A 22,495-nucleotide genomic window follows, 5' to 3' on the forward strand; every position below is an offset into this window, starting at 1 on the left:
ATCCTCGGGTGCGTCTCGTCACCCTCCGGACGGGGCCACGACTGGACCGGACCGTACCACCGGGGTGGGCGGCCGGGAAGAAACCGCCGAAAGGCACCCGGAGGCCCCTTCTCCGGGCGGCACCGGGGGGCGCCGTTTGCGGGCGCCCGCCGCGTCCGGCAGGGTGCGGGGCGACGGCACGCGGCACGGCTGCCCGCGTCGGGAGGGGGAAGGGGTTCGTGATGACGTGGTCCCGGATGACCGTGGTCCGCGACGGCGTACGGCTGGAGTGCCGGGACCTGCCCGGTCCGGGGCCGTCGGCGGTCCTGCTGCACGGCCTGGCCGGCCATGCGGGCGAATGGGACGAAACGGCGGGGTGGCTGAGCCGCCGTCATCGCGTGGTCGCGGTGGACCAGCGGGGGCACGGCGCCTCCGAGCGGCGTCCCGGGGACGTCTCCCGCGCGGCCTACGTCGCCGACACCGCCGCCGTCATCGCGGAGTCGGGGACCGGGCCGGCGATCCTGGTGGGCCAGTCGCTCGGCGGCCACACCGCGATGCTGACCGCCGCGGCCCGTCCGGACCTGGTCCGGGCCCTGGTGCTGGTCGAGGCGGGTCCCGGCGGCCCGAACCCGGATGTTCCGGGGGACATCGGGGCGTGGCTGGACTCCTGGCCGGTGCCCTTCCCCTCGGTGGAGTCCGCCGCGGCCTTCCTCGGCGGTGGCCCGGTCGGCAGGGGCTGGGCGGAGGGCCTGGAACGGCGCGAGGACGGCTGGTGGCCGCGCTTCGACCGGGACGTGATGGTCGCGTCCCTGCGGGAGAACGCGGAGCGGGACTTCTGGTCGGAGTGGGAGGCACTGCGGTGCCCGACGCTGGTCGTCCTGGCCGAGAGGGGGATCATCGGGGCCGAGGAGGCCGAGGAGATGTGCCGTCGGCAGCCGCGGGCGGTGGCCGTCGGCGTTCCCGGGTCGGGCCACGACCTCCATCTGGAGCGCCCGGACGCGCTGCGCCAGGCGATGACCGCTTTCCTCGACGGGCTCGGATGACGCGGCCCGCCTGACGGGAGCGGGCGGCCCGGTGCGTCACCCCCGTCTCCTCCGGCATCGGCGTCATGCCGCCGGCCAGCATGCTGCGGCAGCTGAGCGCCACCGGATCGCGCAGGCCGGTCACCGTGCTCCACCACGACCGCACACCGTGGACGCACCCACCGCGCTTCGAGGTGGAGGAGTGCGTCGGCGGCTCGGCGGCCGGCTGCACGTCTGGTACGAGGACCCGGCGGGGGCACCGCCCCACGCCCGCCAGGGGGCGCCCGACCTGTCGCAGGCGGCGGTGGCGCCCGGAACGCGCGCCTACCTGTGCGGACCGACCTCCTTCACCAGGGCACTGCGGCCCAGGCTGGTGCACGTCCCCGTGGGGCGCGTCACGCCGGGCCGGAATTACTTGATCGGACGATCCAGATTGGTTTAGCCTTCAACCATCGGCCCGGAACGCGCCATCACGACCGGGCCCGAGATCTGTATCAATCAATCAAGAAAGGCTCGCCATGGACCTGCACCTCAAGGACAAGACCGTCGTCGTCACCGGAGCCAGCCGGGGCATCGGGCTCGCCACCGTCCGCGCCTTCGCGGAGGAGGGCGCGCGCGTGGTCGCCGGCGCCCGCAGCCCGGGGGCGGGCCTGGCGGAGCTCGCCGGGTCGTACGACGTCGTGCCGGTGGCCGGGGACCTCGCGACCCAGGAAGGCGTCCAGCGACTGGTCGCGACCGCGGTGGAGCGGTTCGGCGGGATCGACGTCCTGGTCAACAACGTCGGCGCCGTCCAGCCGCGGCTCGGGGGCTTCCTGTCGGTCACCGACGAGGACTGGCTGGCGACCATGAACCTCAACCTCATGAGCGCGGTGCGGGCCTGCCGCGCCGCGCTGCCCGGACTGCTGGAATCCCGCGGGGCCGTCGTCACGGTCAGCTCGGTGAACGCCTTCCTGCCCGACCCCGGCGTGATCGACTACACCGCGTCCAAGGCGGCCCTGACCAACTTCTCCAAGGCGCTGTCCAAGGAGGTCGGCCCGCTCGGGGTCCGGGTCAACTCGATCGCCCCGGGGCCGGTGTCCACCGACATCTGGACCGGCGAGAACGGGATGGCCGACCAGGTGGCCCAGGCCATGGGCAAGGACCTCGACAGCGCGGTCGCGGAGCTCCTCGCGGGCCTCGGCGGTCTCGCCACGGGACGTCTCACCACGCCGGAGGAGGTGGCGGACCTCGTCCTCATGCTCGCCAGCGACCGCACCGGGAACGTCACCGGAGCGGACTTCACCATCGACGGCGGCCTGATCAAGACCCTCTGAGACCCGCGCCGTTGGACAGTCCGCGGACAGCCCGGCGAGCGGGTCCACGACTCCCCTATGCTCGCCTACGATCCGACAACCTTCCCAACAGTTGATCCTTGAATCACCTCAGGAGATCGCCATGCCCGAGACACCCGGATCCGGGACCTCGGCCCCACGCGAGGTCGCCGAGGCGATGTACGACGCGATGCTGCGCTCCGACCGCGACACGCTGACGGCCATCGCCTCCCCCGAGATCCGGATCCGGGTGACCGAGGCCCTTCCCCACAGCGGCACGTATTCCGGACCGGCCGGTTTCGCCGCGTTCTTCAGGAAGACCTTCGACCTGATCGAGAGCCGCATCGAGATCGAGCGGCTCTTCGAGGCCGGCGGCCAGGTCGTCGCCGTGGGGCGGACCCAGGGCACCGGACGCGACACCGGCCAGGCCTTCGACTCCGCGGTCGTGCACGTCTTCACCGTCGAGGAGGGCAGGATCGTCGGGTTCGACGCCTACGTCGAGGACCGGCCCGTGACCGCGGCGGTCAAGCGCGACGGGGCTCCGGCCTGAGGAGCGATCCAGCGGTCGCCGCGAGGCCGACGGGCCGGGCCCGACGGGCCCGGCCCCCCTGCTCCGGTGCTCAGGCCGAGGCCTGCCGCGGACCCCGCTCGTAGGCCTGGCGAGCCGTCCGCAGCAGGGTGCGCCAGGAGGTCACGGTGGGGCGGCGGCGCAGCAGGGCGCGGCGCTCACGCTCCGTCATACCGCCCCAGATCCCGAACTCGGTACGGTTGTCGAGGGCGTCGGCCAGGCATTCGGTGCGCACGGGGCATCCGCCGCACACGGCCTTGACGCGCTTTTGGGCGGCGCCCTGGACGAACAGCACGTCCGGGTCCTCCATCCGGCACATGGCCTGCGCTCCCCAGTTCTCCACCCAGACGTCGGACTCGCCCGCGATGCCCGTCGGCCCCGGCTCCCCCACCACGTCAAGCTTCATCGGCGTCTCTCTCCCGCTCCGCCGCCCCGTCGCGCCTTCGCGCGGGGCTTCTCCTCTCGTCCCCGTGCCCTCAGTACGGAGCGGGTGCGGAAACCGTTCAGCGGTCAGGCGGACGAGTCGGCGCGAGCGACGGCGATGTCGGCGAACTCCTCGATGAGCGGGTCGTGCCGGGTGCCGTCCCAGGCGAGGAACACGCGGTTGGGACCGATGTCCTCGATCGCGACGTGGGCGATGTCGGCGCGGGTGTAGTACGTCGCGGTGGAGAGCGGCAGCACGACGACGCCGCGGCCCGCCGCCACGCTCTCCAGCTTCTCCTCGACGGAACGGAAGCCCGGGACGGCCGGCCGCGGCTGCGGGTCGGCGAGCTCGCGCGCGATGTCCCGCCACTCGGGGACGGCGGCGGGATCCTGGAGGAGGTGCTCGCCGGCGAGGTCCGCGATGCGCAGGGCGGGCTTGCCCGCGTAGGGGTGGTCCGCGGGCAGGACGGCGACGCGGGGTTCGGCGAGGAGGCTGCGGGTCGCCAGGCCGCGGGTGTCGACGGGCATCCTGACGTAGCCGACGTCGACGCGTCCGTCGAGGATCACTTCCGTCTGGTCGTCCCAGTTCGTCCTGACGACGTCGACCGACAGGTCCGGGTGCCGGCGGGAGAGTTCCCGCACGGCACTCGTGACGATCAGTCCGGGCATGAAGCCCACGGTGAAGGAGGCGAGGCCGCGGGCCGCCCGGACGGCGCGCCGGCGGGTGGCGTCGGCGGCCGCCAGGAGCGGTCCGGCGTCGGCGAGGAGTTGCGTGCCGGCCGGGGTGAGCTCGGTGCTGCGGCGGTCACGGGAGAACAACAGCACCTTGAGTTCGTTCTCCAGCGCCCTGATCTGCCGCGACAGCACGGGCTGCGCGATGTGCAGGCGCTGCGCCGCCCTCCCGAAGTGCAGCTCCTCGGCCACCGCGACGAAGTAGCGCAGCTTGCGCAGATCCAGATCCACGGGCCCCTCCTCGCCTGCTCACCGGGACGGACACCTCCGAGCGTATCCGCCCGGCCCGCACTCCTCAGCGGAGAGGCTCAGGGGCGGGCGAGGTCGGCCGCGAAGTCGAGCCGGGAGGGACGCCAGCCCAGCTCCCGGCGGGCCCGGGCGCCGGTGAGCCGCTGGTCCAGGGCGAAGGCCTCCGCGATGGGGCCCATCCGCTCCTCGGCCTCAGCCGCGGTCAGGTGCCGGACCGACCCGGGATGGCCGATCGCCCGGCCCACCGCGTGGGCGATCTCCGCCTGGGTCGGGTGGAGGTCGCTGACCCCGGCGTACACCGAGCCGGGCGCGGCGTTCAGGGCCAGCGCGTAGAGCTCGGCGACGTCGTCGACGTGCACGGTCGACCAGTGGTTGGCGCCGTCGCTCACGCAGGGCACGGAGCCGGTCTCCCGGCCCGGAGCCGCATAGAAGGCCTCGACCAGTCCGCCGTTGCGGCCGTGGACCAGGCCTGGCATGACCACGACCGGCCGTTCGCCGGTCGCGGCCCGGGCCAGCACGCGCTTCTCGTTCTCCAGCCGCCAGGCGGTGAGGCGCGGCGGGGACAGCGGGGCGTCCTCGTCGGCCACGCCGTCGGTGTCGCCGTAGACCCACGCCCCGCCGGTGTGCACGTAGGGCCGCGGCCCGGCGCCGTCCTGCAGTGCCTCGGCCGCCGCCCGGTCGACCTCGGCGGTGTCGGGACCGTAGTGCTGGCCCAGGTGGATGACCCCGTCGGCGGCGCGCGCGGCGGCCCGCAGCACGTCCGTATCGGTCAGCTCCCCCCGCACGGGGGCGGCCCCGAGGTCGCCGACGACCCGGGTCGAGTCCTCGGTGCGCGCCAGCGCGACGACCTGGATCCCGCGGCGCACCAGGGCCTCGATGGTGGCCCGTCCGATGTAGCCGGAGCCTCCGGTGAGGAAGACCTTCATGACGCTCGCCTCTCTCGTGGTGTCCTGTGACACCTCCGAGTCTTCTGGCGGGGCGGGCACCGCGTCCAAGACCTGTTCCCCGCCCTGTGATACCCGCCGGGCATCAGCGCACGGCGGCGTCGATGAGCTCCTGCAGGCGCAGTCCCCGTCGCGCGTCGAGCTCGCCCGCACGGCCGGAGCGCACGGCGGCGGCGAACTCGGCGCGCAGCACCGGCCAACCCTCCTCGTGGTCGATGGCGGAGGTGTCGTAGACGAGCTCCCCACCGGGGCCCAGGAGTTCGATCCGGGTACGCGGCTTCGGCAGCCGGACGCTACCGGAGAGGGAGGCCTGGCTGACCGCCCCGTTCTCGTGCTCGCAGGTGACCTCGACCCATCGCCGGGGGTCGCCGGTGGCGCGGATCGAGGTGATCGGGCCGACGGCCGCGTCGAGGAGGTCGATCAGGTGCGGACCGAGGTCGAGCAGGGCGCCCTGTTCCAGGCGCCAGCCGGTGGCGAACTCCCCGCCGAGGAAGGCCCCGTGCAGGTAGCAGGACCGGGCACCGGTGACCTCGGCCTCCCGTGCACGCCGCAGGAAGGCGCGGGTCTCGGCCTGGTAGCGCTTGGTCAGCACCATCTGGGAGACGACACCGGCCTCGGCGACGGCTTCGGCGACCGCGCGTGCGGAGGCGAGGTCGGGGCCGAGCGGCTTCTCCAGCAGCAGGGCCTTGCCGGCCTTGGCGGCCCGTACGGCCAGTTCGGCCTGGACGGCGGGCGGCACGGCGAAGGCCACGGCCTCGCAGCGGTCGAAGAGTTCCTCGGGGCTGCCGGCCGTCGCCGCGCCGTAGGTGGCGGCGATCTCGCGGGCGGCCTCGGTCCGGCGGGCCCAGACGGCGGTGAGCCGGGTCTCGGGTCCGGCGGCCAGGATCCGCGCGTGCATGGCGCGGGCCCAGGGGCCGGCGCCGATCAGCCCGACCTCGACGGGGGCAGGGGTGTTCACGGTGGTGCTCCAGGGTCAGTTGGGCGCCGCGGCGGTCAGGCGTTCGTTGGCCTGGTCCGGGGCGTAGAGGTGCTCGACCACCATGGCGGTGGCGCCGGCGAGGGCGGCGCGGTCACCGAGCCGGGAGGTCACGACCTGCAGGTTGCGGGTGGCCCGGGGCAGCGCGCGCTGGTAGAGCAGTTCGCGCACCCCGGTGACGAAGTGGGTCTCGGCGAGGTCCCCGGCGATCATCAGGACCCCGGGGTTGAGCAGGGTGACGACCGTGACCAGCACCTCGCCGCAGCGCCGGCCGGCCTCGCGGGCCAGACGCACCGCGTCGGGGTGGCCGGCGTCGAGGTGCCCGCGTACCTGCGCGGCGGAGCCGGCCGGCACGCCGAGGGCGCTGAGCTGCCCGGCCAGCGCGCGGCCGCTGGCGACGGCGGCGAGGCAGCCGTGGGAGCCGCACATGCACAGGGCGTCGGACGCGTCGTGCAGGCGGATGTGCCCGAGGTCGCCCGCGCCGCCGTCGATCCCGCGGAAGGCGCTGCCGTCGATGACGACGCCCGCGCCGATGCCGGTGGACACCTTGACCAGGACGAAGGCCGAGCAGTCGCGCCAGGAGCCGCGCTGCTCACCCAGGGCCATGAGGTTGGCGTCGTTGTCGACGAGGACCGGTACCGAGGCGGGCAGGCCGGCGTGGTGGGCGAGCGCCTCCTGCATCCGGGCCGGGACGGGGTAGCCGTCCCAGCCGGGCATGATCGGCGGCCGGACCACCACGCCGGTGGTCCAGTCGACGGGGCCGGGCACCGACAGGCCGACGCCGCACACCGTGGCCGCCGGGACGCCGGCGGCCACGAGGAGCTTGGCGAACCACCGGCCCAGTTCGTCCAGCACCCGCTCCGGGCCCTGGTCGAGCAGCAACTCCCCGGTGTGCTCGGCGAGCACCCGGCCGGACAGGTCCAGCACCGCGGCGCGGGCGCTGGTGGTGTCCAGGTCGGCGGCGAGCACCGCGGCGTGCCCGGAGTCGAACTGCAGGTGGGTGGAGGGGCGTCCGCCGGTGGACTGCCCGCCGGGTACGGTGCGCAGCCAGCCCGCGGCGAAGAGCTGGTCCAGCCGCTGGCCGACGGTGGAGCGGGACAGGCCCGTCACGCGCTGGAGTTCCCCACGGGTGGTCGCCTGCCCGGTCCTGATCAGTTCCAGCAGGTGTCCGGCGGTGCTCCAGGGCGTAGCCATCCGTCCTCGCTCCCCCTCGTGTCGGGCCATGGTGCTCAGCTCTTGTCCGCGCCGCTGGTCAGGCCCTCGGTGAGGAGCCGTTCGGCCGCGTAGAAAAGGAGTACCACGGGAAGCGTCAGCACGACGGAGCCTGCCATGAGGACGGTCTTCGGTACCTCGATGCCGTTGGCGAGTTGCTGCAGGCCCAGGGAGACCGTCCACTTGCCGGGTTCGGCGGCGAGGAACAGCAACGCGAAGAGGAACTCGTTCCAGGCGATCATGAAGACGTACAGCCCGGTGGCCATCAACGACGGGGCGGCCAGCGGCAGGACGACCTTGCGCACGGTCTGCAGCCGCGAGGCGCCGTCGAGGGCGGCGGCCTCCTCGATGCTCTCCGGGATGGTGATGAAGTAGTTCTTCAGCATGTAGATGGACACCGGGACGGTCTGCGCGATGTAGACGATCGCGAGGCCGAACAGGCTGCCCTGCAGGCCGATCCGGGCGAAGATGACGAACAGCGGCACCGCGAGCAGCGTCGCCGGGAAGAGGTAGACGGCCAGGAACAGCGCGCTCACCTGCCGGCCGCCGAAGAACTTCAGCCGGGTGATGGCGTAGGCGCCCGGGACCGACACCAGCAGGGTCAGCAGCATGGTGCCGAGCGCCACCAGGGCGGAGTTGCCGAGCATCCGCAGGAAGCCCTGGCCGCCGTCGTCGACCGACTTGAGGACGGTGCGGTAGGTGTCGAGCGTGAACTCGGAGGTGCCGACCCAGAGCTTGCCCGGATCGAGCAGCAGCTGGTCGATCGGCTTCACCGAGAGCAGCAGCATGTAGTAGAAGGGGAAGATCGTGATGACCGCGAGTCCGGCGATCACCACCCAGCGCAGGACGGCGAAGGTGCGGTCCTCGATCTGTGCGCGACTGGCCATCACGCCTCCTCCTGAACCTTCTTGGCGAAGAACTTGAAGTAGATGCCGAGCAGCACGGCGAGGATCGCGGCGAGGACGAGGGCCTGGGCCGCGGCGGCGCCCACGTCGTAGCGGGCGGTGAGGAAGTCGTAGACGCGCACGGCGACCACGTCGGTGCCCGAGCCGCCGCCCGTCAGCAGGTAGATGTCGTCGAACTTGTTGAAGGTGAGGATGAAGCGCAGCACCGACAGCAGGGCGATGACCGGCATCAGCTGGGGCAGGAGGATGTGGCGGAACCGCTGCGTGATGGTGGCACCGTCGACGACGGCGGCCTCCTCCAGCCCCTCCGGGACCGCCTGCAGACGGGCCATCAGGAACAGGAACGCGAAGGGGAAGTAGCGCCAGGTCTCGAAGGCGATCACGGTGAGCAGGGCCAGCGGCACGTGGACGTGCCACCCGAGGAGCGAGATCTCCTGGGACCTGGTGGACAGGAAGGCGACCGGCTCGTCCCAGCCGAACACCTTGGTGCCGACCTCGTTCACGATGCCGAACTGCGGGCTGAGGGCGATCTCCCAGACGAAGGTCACGGCGACCACGGGCGCCACGTACGGCAGCAGCATGGTGCCGCGGAGCAGGGCCCGGCCGCGGAAGGGACGGCGCAGCGCGAGCGCCGCGATCAGGCCGAGGACGATGGAGCCGGCGGTGGCACCGACCGTGTAGACCAGGGTGGTCCACAGGGAGGTCCAGAAGCCGGGCGAGGTGAAGACCTGGCTGAAGTTGCCCCAGGTCCAGTTGGACAGGAAGCCCATGCCCTGGATGTCGACCAGCCGGGCGTGCTGGAAGGCCAGCAGGACGGTCCAGGCGATCGGCAGGACCACGACGACCAGGACCACCAGGAGGGTGGGCGAGACGAAGGCGAGTCCGGCGCGGTTCTCCCGCTGGGCCAGGGTCAGCGGGCGCTGGGACTTGGTGTTCGCGGTGTCCGCCTCCGGCGTTCTCCGCTGCTGTGTGCTCTGTGCGGTGCTCATCACTGCTTCCTTGAAGGACGAGGCCGGGGGCGGCTCACTGGAGGGACTTCTGCAGGGACGCGACTTCCTCGTCGGCCTCCTCGGCCGCCTCCTGGGGGGAGGTCTGGCCGGTGGTCATGTCACCCACCGCCTTGGGGATGGGCAGTTCGCCGATGGTGGCGCCCACGAGTGCGCCCTGGCCCTGGGTAATGCCCCAGCGCTTCATGTTGCCGACGCCGGCAGCGAGTTCGTCGAGCAGCTGCGGGGAGAAGACCTCTTCCATGGACTTCTTGGTGTCCACGCCCATGTCGCTGGCCCGCCAGGCCTTGAGGTACTTCTGCGGATCATCGGCGGTTCCGGCCCGGACCGGGATCTTGCCCTCGGGGGCCATGCCGAACCAGCCCTGGTAGCCGTCGCCCATCATGAACTCGATGAACTTCTCCGAGGCGGCGGTCTCGGCGGTCTTGGTCACGACCCACGAGGAGACCTCGCCGAACTGGGCGGGCTTGGTGGAGTCGGGTCCGCTCAGCGCGGTGACGATCCCGCTGTTGTCGGAGAGGTACTGCGGGTCCTTCTTGCACTGGGCGCAGCTGGGCAGGGCGTCGTTGCGCAGTCCGGCCAGCTCGTCGAGGAGGAAGGTGGACCAGACGATCATGGAGGAGCGCCCGGCGAAGTAGGTGGCCCGGGTGGTGTCCACGGTCTGGGTGCCCGGGGCGCCGTAGTCGCCGGCGAGCTTGTTGTAGGCGTCGAAGGCGCGGTCGCACTGGGGGCTGTCGAGGGTGACGTCGCCCTTGGTGTCGGCGAGTTCGCAGCCGTTGGCGAGGGCGAGGTCCTCGAAGCTCTGCTGGGTGAAGACGTCACCGGGGTCGGTGGAGAGCGAGATGCCGCTCGTGCCGCCGCTGTGGAGCTCGCGCGCGGCCTTGAGCATCGCGTCGTAGCTGTCGGGGGCGGCGAGCCCGGCCTTGGCGAAGAGGTCCTTGCGGTAGACGAGGATCTGCATCCAGGCGTCGCTGGGCACGCCGAGGCGGGTGGCCCCGTCGCCGGTCAGCTTCAGGGCGTTGCTGTTGAACGTCCCCGCCCCCAGGTCGTCGACGATCTTCTTCGTGGCGTCGGTGTTCAGCAGGCCGTTGCTGTACATCTGCCAGACCGGCGCGAGGGGTATGCCGCCGATGACGTCGGGGAGGGTGCCCGCGGCGGCGGCCGACATGATCAGCTGCGGCAGCTGTCCCTCGTCGACCCCGACCAGGTTCACCTTGACCCCGGACTCCTTCTCGAAGGCGGCGATGGTCTTCTTCGTCGCCTCCACGCGGTCGGTGAGGTTCTCCAGGCTCCAGACGGTGATCTTGTTGTCGGGTTTCCCGTTGTCCTGCGCCGCGCAGCCGGACATCACCCCGATTCCCACTACGGCGGCCAAGCCGCTCGCCAGCGCCCTCGACCGTCGGGACCACATGCGCATCAACCGTCCTCATCGTCAGCCTTGCGTTACGTACGCGTTGCATCAGAGCACCACTTTTGCTTGTTGACAAGACTTAAGTCTCGGATATCTTCGACGTAAGTCAGCCGTCGATGGCTGAACGGACCGCATAACCGATCTTTCCGGAGTCCCCTGTGGAACGCGTAGTCCAGTTCACCGGCCCCCGTCAGGTGGAGGTCGCCCCGAGCGAGTCAGTCCCCCTGCCCCCTGGCCATCTGCGCGTACGAACCCGCTACTCCGGCATCTCGGCGGGCACCGAGCTCACCGCGTACCGCGGCACCAACCCGTACCTGACCCGCACCTGGGACCCGGAGGCGCGCCTGTTCCGCGAGGGCGCGGCGGGCATCGAGTACCCCGTCGCCGGCTGGGGGTACTCCGAGGTCGGCGAGGTGACGGAAGTCTCACCCGAGCTCACGGACGTCCCCGGCATGCCCGCCGTGGGCGACCTCGTCTGGGGCATCTGGGGCCACCGCAGCGAGGGCGTCGTGCCCGCCGAGCGCATGGTCGGGCACGTGCTCCCGGCCGGCCTGGAGCCGCTGGCCGGTGCCTTCGCCCGCGTCGGGGCGATCGCCTACAACGCGGTCCTCGGCGCCGACGTCCACCTCGGTGAGGACGTCGCCGTCTTCGGCCAGGGCGTCATCGGGCTGCTCACCACCCGGCTCGCCCAGCTGAACGGCGCCCGCGTCACCGCGGTCGACGCGCTCGACGTCCGCCTCGCCAAGGCCGCGGAGTACGGCGCGACGACCACCCTCAACGCCCGCACGGACGCGGTCGCCGAGCGGATCCGCGCCGCCACCGACGGCCGCGGCGCCGACGTCGCCATCGAGATCAGCGGCGCCTACCCGGCCCTGCACGACGCCCTGCGCTCGGTCGCGGTCGGCGGGCGCGTCGTGGCCTCCGGCTTCTACCAGGGCGACGGAGTGGGCCTGCGGCTCGGCGACGAGTTCCACCACAACCGCGTGCAGCTGATCTGCTCCCAGATCGGCGGGGTCCCGCCGCAGCTCAGCGGGCGCTGGAGCGTCGAACGCCTCCAGCAGACCTTCCTGCGGCTGGTCGCCGAGGGCCGCGTCGACGTGAAGTCCCTCGTCAGCCATGTCGTCCCGGTCGCCGAGGCGGCCGAAGCCTACGTCCTGCTGGATGAGCGTCCCGCCGACGCGCTCCAGGTCGTCCTGGAGTTCTGAGAGGCCCTTCGATCATGTTCAAGACCGCTTGCCAGGAACAGCTGCTGCCCGGTGACACCCTCCAGCAGAAGTGGGAATTCGCCCAGGAAGCCGGCTACGACGCCATCGAACTGCGCGGCAAGGGCGACCTCCACTTCCGCGACCGGCTCCCCGAATTGCGCAGGGCCCAGGCCGACGGGGTCGTCATGCCGACCGTCTGCGTCGACATGCTGCACTTCTTCGGCGCCTTCGACCCCGACCTGCGCCGTGACGCCGTCGCCCAGATGAAGTCGCAGCTCAGCGTCATCGCCGAACTCGGCGGCCGCGGCGCCCAGACCCCCGCCTCGTACGGCATGTTCTCCCGCAGGTTGCCGCCCTTCGAACCGCCGCGCAGCGAGGAGGAGGACCGCGAGGTGCTCCTGAAGGGTCTGACGGAACTGGGCGAGCACGCCCGTGCCGAGGGTGTCACGCTCTTCCTGGAGCCCCTCAACCGCTACGAGGACCACATGGTCAACCGGCTGGAGCAGGCCGCCGACCTGATCCGCACCGTGGGTCTGGACTCGGTGCGCATCGGGATCGACAGCTACCACATGAACATCGAGGAGACCGATCCTGCTGCGGCGATCCTGGCCGTGGCACCGCTGATCGGCCACGCCCAGGTCAGCGACTCCAACCGCTTCCAGCCCGGCGCCGGCCACCTGGACTGGCCGGCCTGGCTCGGGGCGCTGGACGCCGCCGGGTACGACGGCTACCTGGCCGCGGAGTGCCGTCTGACCGGTGACCCCGTCGACGCCGTGCGCTCCGTCCCCGCGTTCCTGCACCGGGCCGCCGGATGACGGCCGTCCTCGAACCGGCCCTGCGCTCCCCAGACCGCGAAGGGGACCAGGACACCGCGCTCCGCCGGGCCGCCGCCCGCGTCCTGCTGTCCAACTGGACGGGCGCGGCGACCGTCCCCTCGCGCACCCTCTACCCGCACCAGTGGAGCTGGGACTCCGCCTTCATCGCCATCGGGCTGGCCCGGCTCGCCCCGCGCAGGGCCCAGCGCGAACTGGAGACCCTGCTGGGGGCGCAGTGGCGCGACGGCCGTGTCCCGCACATCGTCTTCAACCCCTCGGTGCCCCTGGACGCGTACTTCCCGAGCCCCGACTTCTGGCGCAGCTCGGGCGCGGGTGCCGCCTCGGGCGCGCCGGCGGACATCGAGACCTCCGGCATCGTCCAGCCCCCGGTGCACGCCCTCGCCGCCTGGCAGGTCCACCTCGCGGACCCGGCCGAGTCCCGGCGCCGCGGTTTCCTGCGCCGGATGTACCCCCGGCTCGCCGCCTGGCACCGCTACCTCGCCGCCTCGCGCGACCTGGGCGGCGGCGGGCTGGCGGCCGTGGTGCACCCCTGGGAGCCCGGCCTGGACAACAGCCCGGTCTGGGACGCGGCGCTCGCCCGGGTCGAACCGGCCCCGCCGGAGTCCTTCCGCAGGGCGGACCTCGACCACAGCGCGCCCGCCGACCGCCCCACCGACCTCGACTACGGCCGCTACGTCCGGCTCGCCGCCGACTACCGCGACCACGGCTACGACGACGCGCGCACCCCGCACGCCTTCGCCCTCGAGGACCCCTGCTTCAACGCCCTGTTCATCGCCTCCGAGCACGCCCTCGCCGAGATCGCCGCGGCCGCCGGCGCGGACCCCGGACCGCACCGCCGGAAGGCGGCCGAGGCCACGGCCGCGCTGGTCGACCGGCTGTGGGACCCCACCGCGGGCATCTTCCTCGCCCGTGACCTGACGACCGGCGGGGCCGCCGGCGGCCACAGCGTCGCGGGACTCGTACCGCTGATCGTGCCGGGCCTCCCCGACACCGTCGTACGGTCGCTGATCGCGACGGCGCACGGCGAGCGCTTCCGGCTCGGCCGTGTGCACCTGGTGCCGAGCTACGACCTCACCGCCCCCGAGTACGACGGCAACCGCTACTGGCGGGGCCCCAGTTGGTTCAACACCGCCTGGCTGGTCCACCGCGGCCTGCGGCAGCACGGCGCGACCGAGGCGGCGGGCGCCCTGCGCGACCAGGCGCTCGACGACGCCCGCCGCACCGGCTTCGCCGAGTACGTCGAACCGCACAGCGGCCAGGGCCGCGGCATCCGCCGCTTCAGCTGGACCGCGGCGCTGGCCCTGGACCTGCTGCACCGGACACCGCAAGGAGAGCCCGCCCGATGACCGTCGAACGTCTGCTGGTCCACCGCGGCACCTTCGCCTCCACCAGCCGCTCCGGCGACATCACCGGACGCCGTGGCGACACCCCGGACGGCCTCTTCCTCCGCGACGCCCGGCACCTGAGCCGCTGGCGGCTCACCGCGGACGGCGTCGCGCCGTCCCTGCTGACCTCCTCCGACGACGGCTTCGTGCTCACCCCTGAGGGCGGCCGCGACGAACCGCCCGCGTACGCGCTCTTCCGCCGCCAGGCCGTCGTGGCGGGTGCGCTCACCGAGCGCGTCCGCGTGGTCAGCAACCGCGCGGAGCCGGCGACGGTGGAGATCGCGCTGGAGGTGGACGCGGACTTCGCCGACCAGTTCGAGCTGCGGGGCGACCACCGGCACTACGACAAGGCCGACGGGCGGCGCACCGTCGAGGACCGGCCGGACGGCGTCACCTTCCGCTACCGGCGCGGCGAGGACTGGGACGCGCGGACCACCGTCACCGCCTCCCCCGCCCCCGCGGAAGTCCGCCCGCTGGCGCCGGAGGGCACCGCGCGCCTGCTCACCTGGCGGCTGTCCCTGCCCGGACACGGTGCGGCCGAGCTCGCCCTGAGCGTCCGGGCGGTGCCCCACGGCGCCGCGGAACCGGCCGCTCCCCCGGACCCGCTGGCGGTCCGCAACCGGCATGCCGCCGAGGAGGACGGCTTCGTCCAGGCGCGGCCGCGGCCGCGTTCGCTCACCAACTGGGACGAGCTCGCCCGGGCCTGCGCGGCGGGCCTGGCCGACCTGGCCCGGCTCCGCGTACCGGCGACGGGCCCGGCCGGCGAGCCGCTGCTGGTGCCCGCGGCCGGCATCCCCTGGTTCCTCACCCTCTTCGGCCGCGATTCGCTGCTGACCTCGCTGTTCGCGCTGCCGTACCGGCCGGAGCTGGCCGCCGACACCCTCCTCGCGCTGGCGGCCACCCAGGGCACCCGGTACGACGCGGCCCGCCTCGAGCAGCCGGGCCGGATCGTGCACGAGGTCCGGCACGGTGAACTCGCCCACTTCCGGCAGGTGCCGTACGGCCGCTACTACGGAAGTGCCGACGCCACGCCGCTGTTCCTGGTGCTGCTGGAGGCCCACAGCGCGGCGACCGGCGATCCGCGGCTCGCACGGCGCCTGGAGCCGCACGCCCGTGCCGCGGTGGAGTGGATGTTCCGCGACGGCGGGCTGGGCGGGAGCGGCTACCTCCGCTACACCTCCGACGCCGCGCGCGGAGGGCTCGCGCACCAGAACTGGAAGGACTCCGAAGGAGCCATCTGCTTCGCCGACGGCCGCCGGCCCGAGGGCGCGCTCGCCGTCGCCGAGGTCCAGGGCTACGCCTACGACGCCCTGGTCCGCACCGCGCGCCTGGCCCGGACCGTGTGGGGCGACGCCGAGGAGGCGGCACGGCTCGAGAAGGCCGCGGCGGACCTGCGGGAACGGTTCCGCCGGGACTTCTGGATGAGCGGCCCGGACTTCCCCGCCCTCGCCCTGGACGGCGAGGACCGGCAGGTCGACGCCCTCGCCTCGGACGCCGGGCACCTGCTGTGGTCCGGCATCCTCGACCCGGCCGACGCCCGGACGGTGGGACGGCGCCTGCTGCAGCCCGACTTCTTCTCCGGCTGGGGGGTGCGCACCCTGGCGTCGGGCCAGGCCCCCTACCACCCGCTGTCGTACCACCGCGGCAGCATCTGGCCGCACGACAACGCGGTCGTCGTGCTGGGGCTGGCGCGCAGCGGTCTGGCGGAGGAGGCCTCGGAGATCGCCCACGGGCTGGTCCAGGCGGCCGCCGCGCACGACTGGCGGCTGCCGGAGGTGATGGCCGGGTACGGACGGGACGAGCACCCGGTCCCCGTGCCGTATCCGCACTCCTGCTCGCCACAGGCCTGGGCCGCGGCCACGCCCCTGGCACTGCTCACCGCGCTCAACGGCGGCCCCGAGGCGCTGCGCTGAGACCGGCCGGCACAGCCCGGGCCCCGGGTCCCCCGCCGTCACGGCGGGGGACCCGGGGCCTTCACGGCGCCGCGGAGCCGGCCCGGCTCACGAGGTGAAGTCGGTGGACAGGGCGAGGTCCCGCCACGTCCCGATCTCACGGGCCACTGCGGCGAGCTTGTCCTCCACGTCGGCGAGGCTGGCCTTGCCCAGCGGGATCCGGGCCGGCATCTCCTCCGCCCGGGCGACGGTGATGATGGCGGCCGCCGCCTTCACCGGGTCGCCGTCCTGGGCGTGGTTGCTGTCGTCGGCCCAGGCGCGCATTCCTCCCGCGCTGTCCTGGTAGTCCTCGATGACCCGCTCGGTGCGGTGCAGCGAGGAGGAGTCCAGGAAGTCCGTCCGGAACGGGCCGGGCTCGATGGCGGTCGCCTGGATGCCGAGCGGCGCGAGCTCCAGCCGCAGCGCCTCGGTCACGGCCTCGACGGAGAACTTGGTCGCGCAGTACAGGCCCCAGCCCGCCCAGCCGACGAAGCCGCCGACGGAGCTGAGGTTGACGATCCGTCCGGAACGCCGGGCCCGCATGACGGGCAGGACGGCACGGGTCACGGTCAGCAGTCCGAAGACGTTGGTGTCGAACACCGCGCGCGCCTCGGCGTCGCTGGTCTCCTCCACCGCGCCGAGCAGGCCCCTGCCCGCGTTGTTGACGAGGACGTCGATGGTGCCGAAGCGCTCGACCGCCGCCTGCACGGCGGTCCGGGCCTGCTCCTCGTCGTTCACGTCGAGCGGTACGGCCAGCAGCCGGTCCGCGTGGGCCGCGAGGGCCTCCTCCACGGCACGGGGGGTACGGGCGGTGGCCACGACGTTGTCGCCCCGCTCGAGAGCCTGCCGGGCGATTTCCAGGCCGAACCCGCGGGATGCGCCGGTGATGAACCACGTCGTCATGGTGGTGTGCTCCTCATGATCACTGGGGGTCGTTCTGTCGACGTGTCCCAGCGTGTGCCCGCGGCGAAGGGCGGGCCAGAGAAGGATCAACCGTAGGCGACGGCTTCCTGGGACCGGCAGTACCAGCCAGTTCCGGTCACGGGCGCACGGCGGCGGGGCTCGCCGACCAGGTGGCCAGGAACCGCAGCGCCTCGTGGGCGGGTGTGCCGGGCTGCGCGGTGTAGACGAAGACGGTCTGGTCCGGGTCGTCGCCCACGACGAGGCTCTGGAAGTCCAGCGTCATCGTGCCGGCCACCGGGTGCCGGAAGGTCTTCTGCCCCGCGGCCCGGGTCCGCACCCGGTGGTCCGACCACCAGCGGCGGAAGTCGGCGTCGGCCTCGGAGAGTTCCTGCACCAGCACCTTCAGCCGCGGGTCCTGCGGGTCGCGCGCCGCGCCCATGCGGAGGTAGGCGACGCACTCGCGGGCGACGGTCCGCCAGTCCGCGTAGAGCTCGCGGAAGGCCGGGTCCAGGAACGCCATGCGCACCAGGTTGCGTTGCGGTTCCGGAACGGCGGCGAAGTCGGCGATCAGGGCCGCGCCCAGCGGGTTCCAGCCGAGGACGTCCAGCCGGTGGCTCAGCAGCAGGGCCGGGTACTCCTGCAGCCCGTCGAGCAGGGTCTGCGTCTGCGGCCGGATGCGCGGCGGCGCGGAGGCGGACGGTTCTGCGCCGGCCGCGGCGACCCGCAGCAGGTAGTCGCGCTCGTCGGGCCGCAGGCGCAGCGCCCGCGCGAGCGACTCCAGCACCACCGTCGAGACGTGCACCGTACGGCCCTGCTCCAGGCGCACCACGTAGTCCACGCTCATGTTGGCCAGCTGCGCCAGCTCCTCCCGCCGGAGTCCCGGCACCCGGCGGTGCCGCCCGTCGTCCGGCAGGCCCACGTCTCCGGGGTTCACCCGGGAACGGCACGCCCGCAGGAAGTCACCCAGCGTGGTGTTCGAAGCATTCCGCTGACTCATACGTCGATTATCGACGCTGCGCGTCCATACCGGGGCGTCCCCGGCCGCAGGCCTTCGTGCGGAGTCCCGGGCGGGTCCGCCGGGCGGGTCCTTCTCAGGCTGTGTCCGCGCGGCCTGGGCGGCCTGGGCGGCGGTGAGCGTGAGGCAGCCGTCGACCGGGACCGTGCGCGCGGCCCCGGCGAACAGCAGCGCGACGTCGACCGGCCCGAAGCGCCCGTCGACGGCGCGGACCCGGTCGAGCGAGGCGTTGCCGCGGCTGACGTGGACGGTGGGGACACCGTCGCCGGACCCGGGTGGCGCCGCCCAGGCGCTCCGCGGCGCCCGCCGTGGAGCGCACCAGCGGCACCCGTTCCAGGTAGGCACGCCCCGAGGCGCGACCGGTCCGAGGTCCTGCGGTGCCAGGACGGACGGGGCCGTCCTGGCGAGCTCCCGGCCCGGGCCGGTTCAGCAACGGAGTCGCCGTGCGTCCGTACTTCCGCAGGGTCGTGGGCGTCGCACCACAGACGTATCGGGTGCGCCCTTACGTGCCGGGGCACGGTCCGGCGCCCGACCGTGACGGCGCAGCCGGCGCCGGAGCGGCACCGGCTGCGCACGGTGGTCAGAAGGTCAGGCTCCAGCGGTCGAGGTAGCCGGGGTCGACGGTGAAGATGCCGGGGGTGTTGTCCGTGACCCGCAGCTTCCAGGTGCCGTTGGCGGGGACCGCCGAGGCGTCCACGGTGTACGTGGCGTGCACCTCGCCCTCGCCGGTGTCCCAGTACCAGGGCTTCACCGGGATCTCCGTACCGTTCTCGGCGACCAGGGTGACGATCTGGCCGCCGACCCACGGGTGGACGAGGTCGATCGTCACCTTGAGGTCGCTGGACGCCTGGCCCTTGCGGCCGGTCACGATCAGCGGCGACTCGATCGTCTTCCAGTTGGGGATGTCGTAGCGGGCGGGGTTGACGAAGAAGCGCCCGCCGGAGGCCAGGACGGGCCAGTCGATTCGCACCGTGCGCTTGGCCTTGTGCTGCGCGGTGTTCTCGACGGTGATGGCCGTCTTGTAGGTGCCGGCCTTCTTCGGCGTGCCGCTGATCAGGCCGGTGCGCGCGTTGATGGACAGGCCCTTGGGCAGCTTGTGCGCGGAGTAGACCAGCCGCCCGGGGCTGGAGCCCACCGCCTCGATCTGACGGGTCATCGGCTGACCGACGGCCACGGGGCGGGTGGAGGGGGTCACGAGGGCGATGTGGTTGACGTAGCGGGCGCCGACGTTGACCGCCGCCCAGGCGTTGCCGACGGCCTCGTAGGTGTCGCTGCCCTGCCCGAACAGGTCGGCGGCCGCCTGGAGGGTGGCGGTGCGGGCCCCGGCGTAGTCGGTGCTGCTGGTCATGTAGGTGGTCAGCGCCCGGTACCAGATGTCGGTCGCGTTGTCCCGGCCGATGCCGGCGACCGGCAGGCCGTCGAAGGTGGGGCTGTCGTAGGCGACGCCGTTGATGGTCTTCTTCCCGCTGCCCTCGGAGAGGAGGTAGAAGAAGTGGTTCGCCGGGCCGGAGCTGTGGTGGACGTCCTCCTTCTTCAGCTGCGGCGTCCAGTAGTCCAGCGACGTGCCCTTGACGGGATCGGCGTCCTTGGACGGCTGGTCCATGTAGCGCAGCGGCTTGCCGGTGCCGCGGACGTCGGCGAGTTCGCCCATCATGTAGTCGGGGACGTCGGCGGGGTTGTCGGCGGCGAACTCCACGGCCGTGGCCATGATGTCGCTGGTCGCCTCGTTGAGGCCGCCGGACTCCCCGGTGTAGGTGAGGTTGGCGGTGGCGAAGGTGACGCCGTGCGTCATCTCATGGGCGGCGATGTCGAGTTCGGTGAGCGGGTGCTCGTTGCCGCGGCCGTCGCCGTACGTCATGCAGAAGCAGCCGTCGTCCCAGAAGGCGTTGGCGTACGAGTCGCCGTAGTGGACGCGGGAGAACGCCCCGACACCGTTGTCGGCGATGCCGTTGCGGCCGAAGCGCCCCTTGTAGAAGTCCCAGGTCTCGCGCTGGCCGTAGGCGGCGTCCACGGCGGCGGTCTGGCGGTCGGAGAGCGTGCCGTCGCCCCAGACGTCGTCGTCGTCGGTGACCAGGTTGCCGATGCCGCCCACGCCGGTCAGGTCGTACGTCTTGTGCCCGCCGCGCTCCGGGTCGGTCAGCTCGTAGACGCCGCCGTTGTTCACGGTGCCGATCTGCACCTGGCCGCTGTACTGGCTGTTGCCGGTGCCCGAGCGGATCTCCTCGACGCTCTGGAGCTCCTTGCCGGTCGCGGCGTCGGTGACGACGTTCAGCCGGCTCGGGGTCCCGTCCTTCTGGGTGCCGGTGACGGAGGACTGCCAGGCGAGGGTGGGCTTGCCGTCGCCGAGGAAGACGACCAGGCGGGGGGCGCCGTCCGCGGCGGGGTCCTGGGTCCGCTCGCTCTTGGCGGCGGAGAGGGCGGACTTCTTCGCCTTCGCGGCGCTGACGGCGGCCTTCGTCGTCGGCACCGTGATCCGGGCCGCCGACGCCTTGCTGACGGTGCGTCCGCCCGCCCGCTCGTGGACCACCAGATCGCCGCCGACGACCGGGAGCCCGGCGTAGGTGCGCTCGTAACGGGTGTGCACCGTACCGTCGGCGTCCTTGATGACGTCCTTGGGTATCAGCGCTTCCTTGTCGCCCAGCTGGAGGGCGCGGGCGGTGGCGGTACGCCCGTCGGACGCGGCCTTGAGCAGCTGCTTGCGCTGCGCGGCGGAAAGGGCGACGGAGCGCGCCCCGGGCCGGGACTCCGCGACGATCTTGCGCGGTGCCGTCCCGTCGCCCTCGGACACGGCGGCTGCGCCGGTGGCCGGGAGGAGGGGGGTCAGCAGTGCGGCCAGGGTCACGGCGGCGGTCGCCGCGACGCGGCCGCGTGCTCCGCGCGCACGGCGGGTGGGAGAGGGATTCGGCGGTGAACTGGCGCCCGTGACAGCGGGATGGTTCGTCACTCGTGGAGCTCCTTGTGCCCGGCCGCGTGAACGGCCGTCGGGGACGGGAACATTGGAGGCCCTTGATGCCTCCGCGAGATGACGTGCGAGTGATGCTCGCGCGACGTGGGGGATCGTTTCAGCATGGTCGTCCACTGTCATCACTGCGGAGATCATTGTCCGAAAGTCGGTCAGCCGCTCACCGTGGGAGCGGTCCCAGGGCGAGCCGACCACGTGCGGATTTACGGTGCGGCAACAGTGAAGTGACGATGCCGAGCGAATAGTTCCAGCCACGGTGGCGGACAGGCCACACCGTCCGGATGATGCGGATCTGCGGACCTTTTCCCTGATCAGTGCGGGGCCGCCGAGGCCGCCATCGGCATCCGGCGGCTCAACTCGACGGTGCCGCCGAAAATTTCGAGCCAGCTCCCCGCGGGCTGCGGCCCGGGGCGGGGCGGGGCGGCTACTCCTCCTCGGCGGCCGGGACGGCGTAGCCCGGCACGGACGGCCAGCGGACGGTCAGCACCGTCGAGTCCTCCTCCGCCACCCACGAGTGGTCCACGCCCTTGCCCCAGACGACGTAGTCCCCCTGACGCGCCAGCACCACGGACCGCCCGGGGAAGTCGACCCGGAACCGCCCGCTGACGAGGACCTGCAGCGCCGTCCGCTCCTCCCCGCGCACCCACTCCCCGCGCTCGTCCCCCGCCGGATGGACGCCCCACTTGATCTCCACGGCGTCACTGTGCCGGGGGTCGCCCGCCTCCTTGAAGTGCCCCAGCAGCCACCCCTTGTCGAGCGGCGCGTCCTCACCGGCATTGCCCACGTAAACGCTGTCGTCCATGGCCGGGACGCTAACACCGCGGCGCGACCGTCCTCGGCGCCCGGCGGCGTGCGTGCCTCAGTCCGCCTCGCGGGGTTCGCCCATCGCCATCTCGGCCGTCACGGCCCACCGTTCGTGGCCCCGCCAGGCGCCGTCCAGGTACTGGAAGCGCGGGGAGTACCCCTCGCGCTCGAAGCCCAGCCGCTCCACCAGCCTGATCGACGCCACGTTCGCGGGCTGGATGTTGGCCTCCAGCCGGTGCAGGCCGAGGTCACCGAAGGCGTAGGCCATCACGAGCCGGAGCCCCTCCGTCATGTAGCCGCGACCCGCGGTCGACGCGTACGCGACGTAGCCGAGGGCACCACTCTGAATGGTGCCCCTGACGATGTTGTTGATGTTGACCCCGCCGACGATGGCGCCGGTCCCGGGGAGGCAGATCACGAATCCCTCGTGCGTCGGGTGGTCGAAGCGCCCGACCCAGGCGCGGAAGGACTCGGGGGTGTGCTCCCACGCGGGCACCCAGGGCGCGTGCAGTGCGGCGCTCTCCCGGGAGAGCGCGCCGATCTCTTCGTGGTCCCGTGCGGTGATCCGCCGGATGGCCACCCGGGGGCCGTGCGCGAGGAAGGTGTCGTCAGCCATCGCGCGATCGTAGTGCCGCCGGCCCCCGTGGTACCGCTTCCCGACGAACGGCGTTCACCCGCGGGCCATCTGTGCGTGGACATCGGCGGTGGGCGCCGAA

At 72.8% G+C, this 22,495-nt stretch carries 20 protein-coding genes; 7 read left to right on the forward strand and 13 right to left on the reverse strand.

The genetic code is table 11. The annotated features are described in order from the left end of the window. Positions 1 to 221 precede the first annotated feature (221 nt). From PV341_RS00890 to PV341_RS00900, 3 genes are all read left to right on the forward strand, one after another. Positions 222 to 1,022 (forward strand): alpha/beta fold hydrolase, encoded by an 801-nt coding sequence (locus PV341_RS00890; protein WP_500324637.1) that lies wholly within the window; start codon positions 222 to 224, stop codon positions 1,020 to 1,022. A 497-nt stretch (positions 1,023 to 1,519) separates the two neighbouring features. Then, entirely contained in the window at positions 1,520 to 2,314 is a 795-nt protein-coding gene (locus PV341_RS00895) for an oxidoreductase (protein WP_500324635.1), read from the forward strand. Between the two features lie 121 nt (positions 2,315 to 2,435). Beyond that, entirely contained in the window at positions 2,436 to 2,861 is a 426-nt protein-coding gene (locus PV341_RS00900; RefSeq protein WP_500324633.1) for a nuclear transport factor 2 family protein, read from the forward strand. Positions 2,862 to 2,931: 70 nt separating this feature from the next. On the opposite strand, the gene PV341_RS00905 is transcribed toward PV341_RS00900, so the two are convergent. The 8 genes from PV341_RS00905 to PV341_RS00940 all read right to left on the reverse strand — a co-directional run bounded on the left by PV341_RS00905 (position 2,932) and on the right by PV341_RS00940 (position 10,744). Beyond that, complete coding sequence (locus PV341_RS00905) at positions 2,932 to 3,285, reverse strand: WhiB family transcriptional regulator (protein WP_500324632.1); 354 nt, start codon at positions 3,283 to 3,285, stop codon at positions 2,932 to 2,934. A gap of 104 nt (positions 3,286 to 3,389) precedes the next feature. Next, a complete protein-coding gene (locus PV341_RS00910) occupies positions 3,390 to 4,265 on the reverse strand; it encodes a LysR family transcriptional regulator (RefSeq protein ID WP_500324630.1) in 876 nt (291 codons plus the stop codon). A gap of 77 nt (positions 4,266 to 4,342) precedes the next feature. Then, positions 4,343 to 5,242 (reverse strand): NAD-dependent epimerase/dehydratase family protein, encoded by a 900-nt coding sequence (locus PV341_RS00915; protein ID WP_500356341.1) that lies wholly within the window; start codon positions 5,240 to 5,242, stop codon positions 4,343 to 4,345. Between the two features lie 70 nt (positions 5,243 to 5,312). After that, the gene (locus PV341_RS00920) at positions 5,313 to 6,185 is read right to left on the reverse strand and encodes a Gfo/Idh/MocA family protein (protein WP_500356343.1); all 873 of its coding nucleotides are present in this window, start codon (positions 6,183 to 6,185) and stop codon (positions 5,313 to 5,315) included. Positions 6,186 to 6,200: 15 nt separating this feature from the next. After that, positions 6,201 to 7,397 carry an ROK family transcriptional regulator gene (locus PV341_RS00925; protein WP_500324628.1) on the reverse strand — a complete coding sequence of 399 codons (1,197 nt, stop codon included), beginning with the start codon at positions 7,395 to 7,397 and terminating at the stop codon, positions 6,201 to 6,203. A 35-nt stretch (positions 7,398 to 7,432) separates the two neighbouring features. Then, entirely contained in the window at positions 7,433 to 8,302 is an 870-nt protein-coding gene (locus tag PV341_RS00930; RefSeq protein WP_500324626.1) for a carbohydrate ABC transporter permease, read from the reverse strand. Then, entirely contained in the window at positions 8,302 to 9,309 is a 1,008-nt protein-coding gene (locus tag PV341_RS00935) for a carbohydrate ABC transporter permease (RefSeq protein WP_500324624.1), read from the reverse strand. The genes PV341_RS00930 and PV341_RS00935 overlap by 1 nt, the downstream gene beginning before the upstream one ends. Positions 9,310 to 9,343: 34 nt before the next feature. Further along, complete coding sequence (locus tag PV341_RS00940; RefSeq protein ID WP_500356344.1) at positions 9,344 to 10,744, reverse strand: ABC transporter substrate-binding protein; 1,401 nt, start codon at positions 10,742 to 10,744, stop codon at positions 9,344 to 9,346. Positions 10,745 to 10,896: 152 nt separating this feature from the next. Here PV341_RS00940 and PV341_RS00945 point away from each other — a divergent pair, with 152 nt between their 5' ends. The 4 genes from PV341_RS00945 to PV341_RS00960 are packed head-to-tail and all read left to right on the forward strand — an operon-like array spanning position 10,897 to position 16,077. Next, the gene (locus PV341_RS00945) at positions 10,897 to 11,943 is read left to right on the forward strand and encodes a zinc-dependent alcohol dehydrogenase (RefSeq protein WP_500324622.1); all 1,047 of its coding nucleotides are present in this window, start codon (positions 10,897 to 10,899) and stop codon (positions 11,941 to 11,943) included. Positions 11,944 to 11,957: 14 nt separating this feature from the next. Further along, a complete protein-coding gene (locus tag PV341_RS00950; protein WP_500324620.1) occupies positions 11,958 to 12,758 on the forward strand; it encodes a sugar phosphate isomerase/epimerase family protein in 801 nt (266 codons plus the stop codon). Beyond that, positions 12,755 to 14,125 carry an MGH1-like glycoside hydrolase domain-containing protein gene (locus PV341_RS00955; protein ID WP_500324618.1) on the forward strand — a complete coding sequence of 457 codons (1,371 nt, stop codon included), beginning with the start codon at positions 12,755 to 12,757 and terminating at the stop codon, positions 14,123 to 14,125. Before PV341_RS00950 ends, PV341_RS00955 begins: the two co-directional genes overlap by 4 nt. Then, on the forward strand, positions 14,122 to 16,077 hold the full coding sequence (locus tag PV341_RS00960) for an amylo-alpha-1,6-glucosidase (RefSeq protein WP_500324616.1): 1,956 nt from the start codon (positions 14,122 to 14,124) through the stop codon (positions 16,075 to 16,077). Before PV341_RS00955 ends, PV341_RS00960 begins: the two co-directional genes overlap by 4 nt. Positions 16,078 to 16,164: 87 nt before the next feature. Here PV341_RS00960 and PV341_RS00965 read toward each other — a convergent pair whose 3' ends face one another. The 5 genes from PV341_RS00965 to PV341_RS00985 all read right to left on the reverse strand — a co-directional run bounded on the left by PV341_RS00965 (position 16,165) and on the right by PV341_RS00985 (position 22,395). Beyond that, complete coding sequence (locus PV341_RS00965; protein ID WP_500356346.1) at positions 16,165 to 16,998, reverse strand: oxidoreductase; 834 nt, start codon at positions 16,996 to 16,998, stop codon at positions 16,165 to 16,167. A gap of 136 nt (positions 16,999 to 17,134) precedes the next feature. Then, positions 17,135 to 18,358, reverse strand: coding sequence for a helix-turn-helix transcriptional regulator (locus PV341_RS00970; RefSeq protein ID WP_500356348.1), 1,224 nt, complete (start codon positions 18,356 to 18,358; stop codon positions 17,135 to 17,137). Positions 18,359 to 18,593: 235 nt separating this feature from the next. Then, entirely contained in the window at positions 18,594 to 20,855 is a 2,262-nt protein-coding gene (locus PV341_RS00975; RefSeq protein ID WP_500356350.1) for a M4 family metallopeptidase, read from the reverse strand. 544 nt (positions 20,856 to 21,399) lie between these two features. Further along, a complete protein-coding gene (locus PV341_RS00980; protein ID WP_499515817.1) occupies positions 21,400 to 21,777 on the reverse strand; it encodes a cupin domain-containing protein in 378 nt (125 codons plus the stop codon). 57 nt (positions 21,778 to 21,834) lie between these two features. Beyond that, positions 21,835 to 22,395: a GNAT family N-acetyltransferase gene (locus PV341_RS00985; protein ID WP_500324608.1), complete on the reverse strand. Its 561-nt coding sequence runs from the start codon at positions 22,393 to 22,395 to the stop codon at positions 21,835 to 21,837. Positions 22,396 to 22,495 lie beyond the last annotated feature (100 nt).

The sequence above is a fragment of the Streptomyces sp. PA03-1a genome, assembly GCF_033792805.1.
Lineage (GTDB): Bacteria > Actinomycetota > Actinomycetes > Streptomycetales > Streptomycetaceae > Actinacidiphila.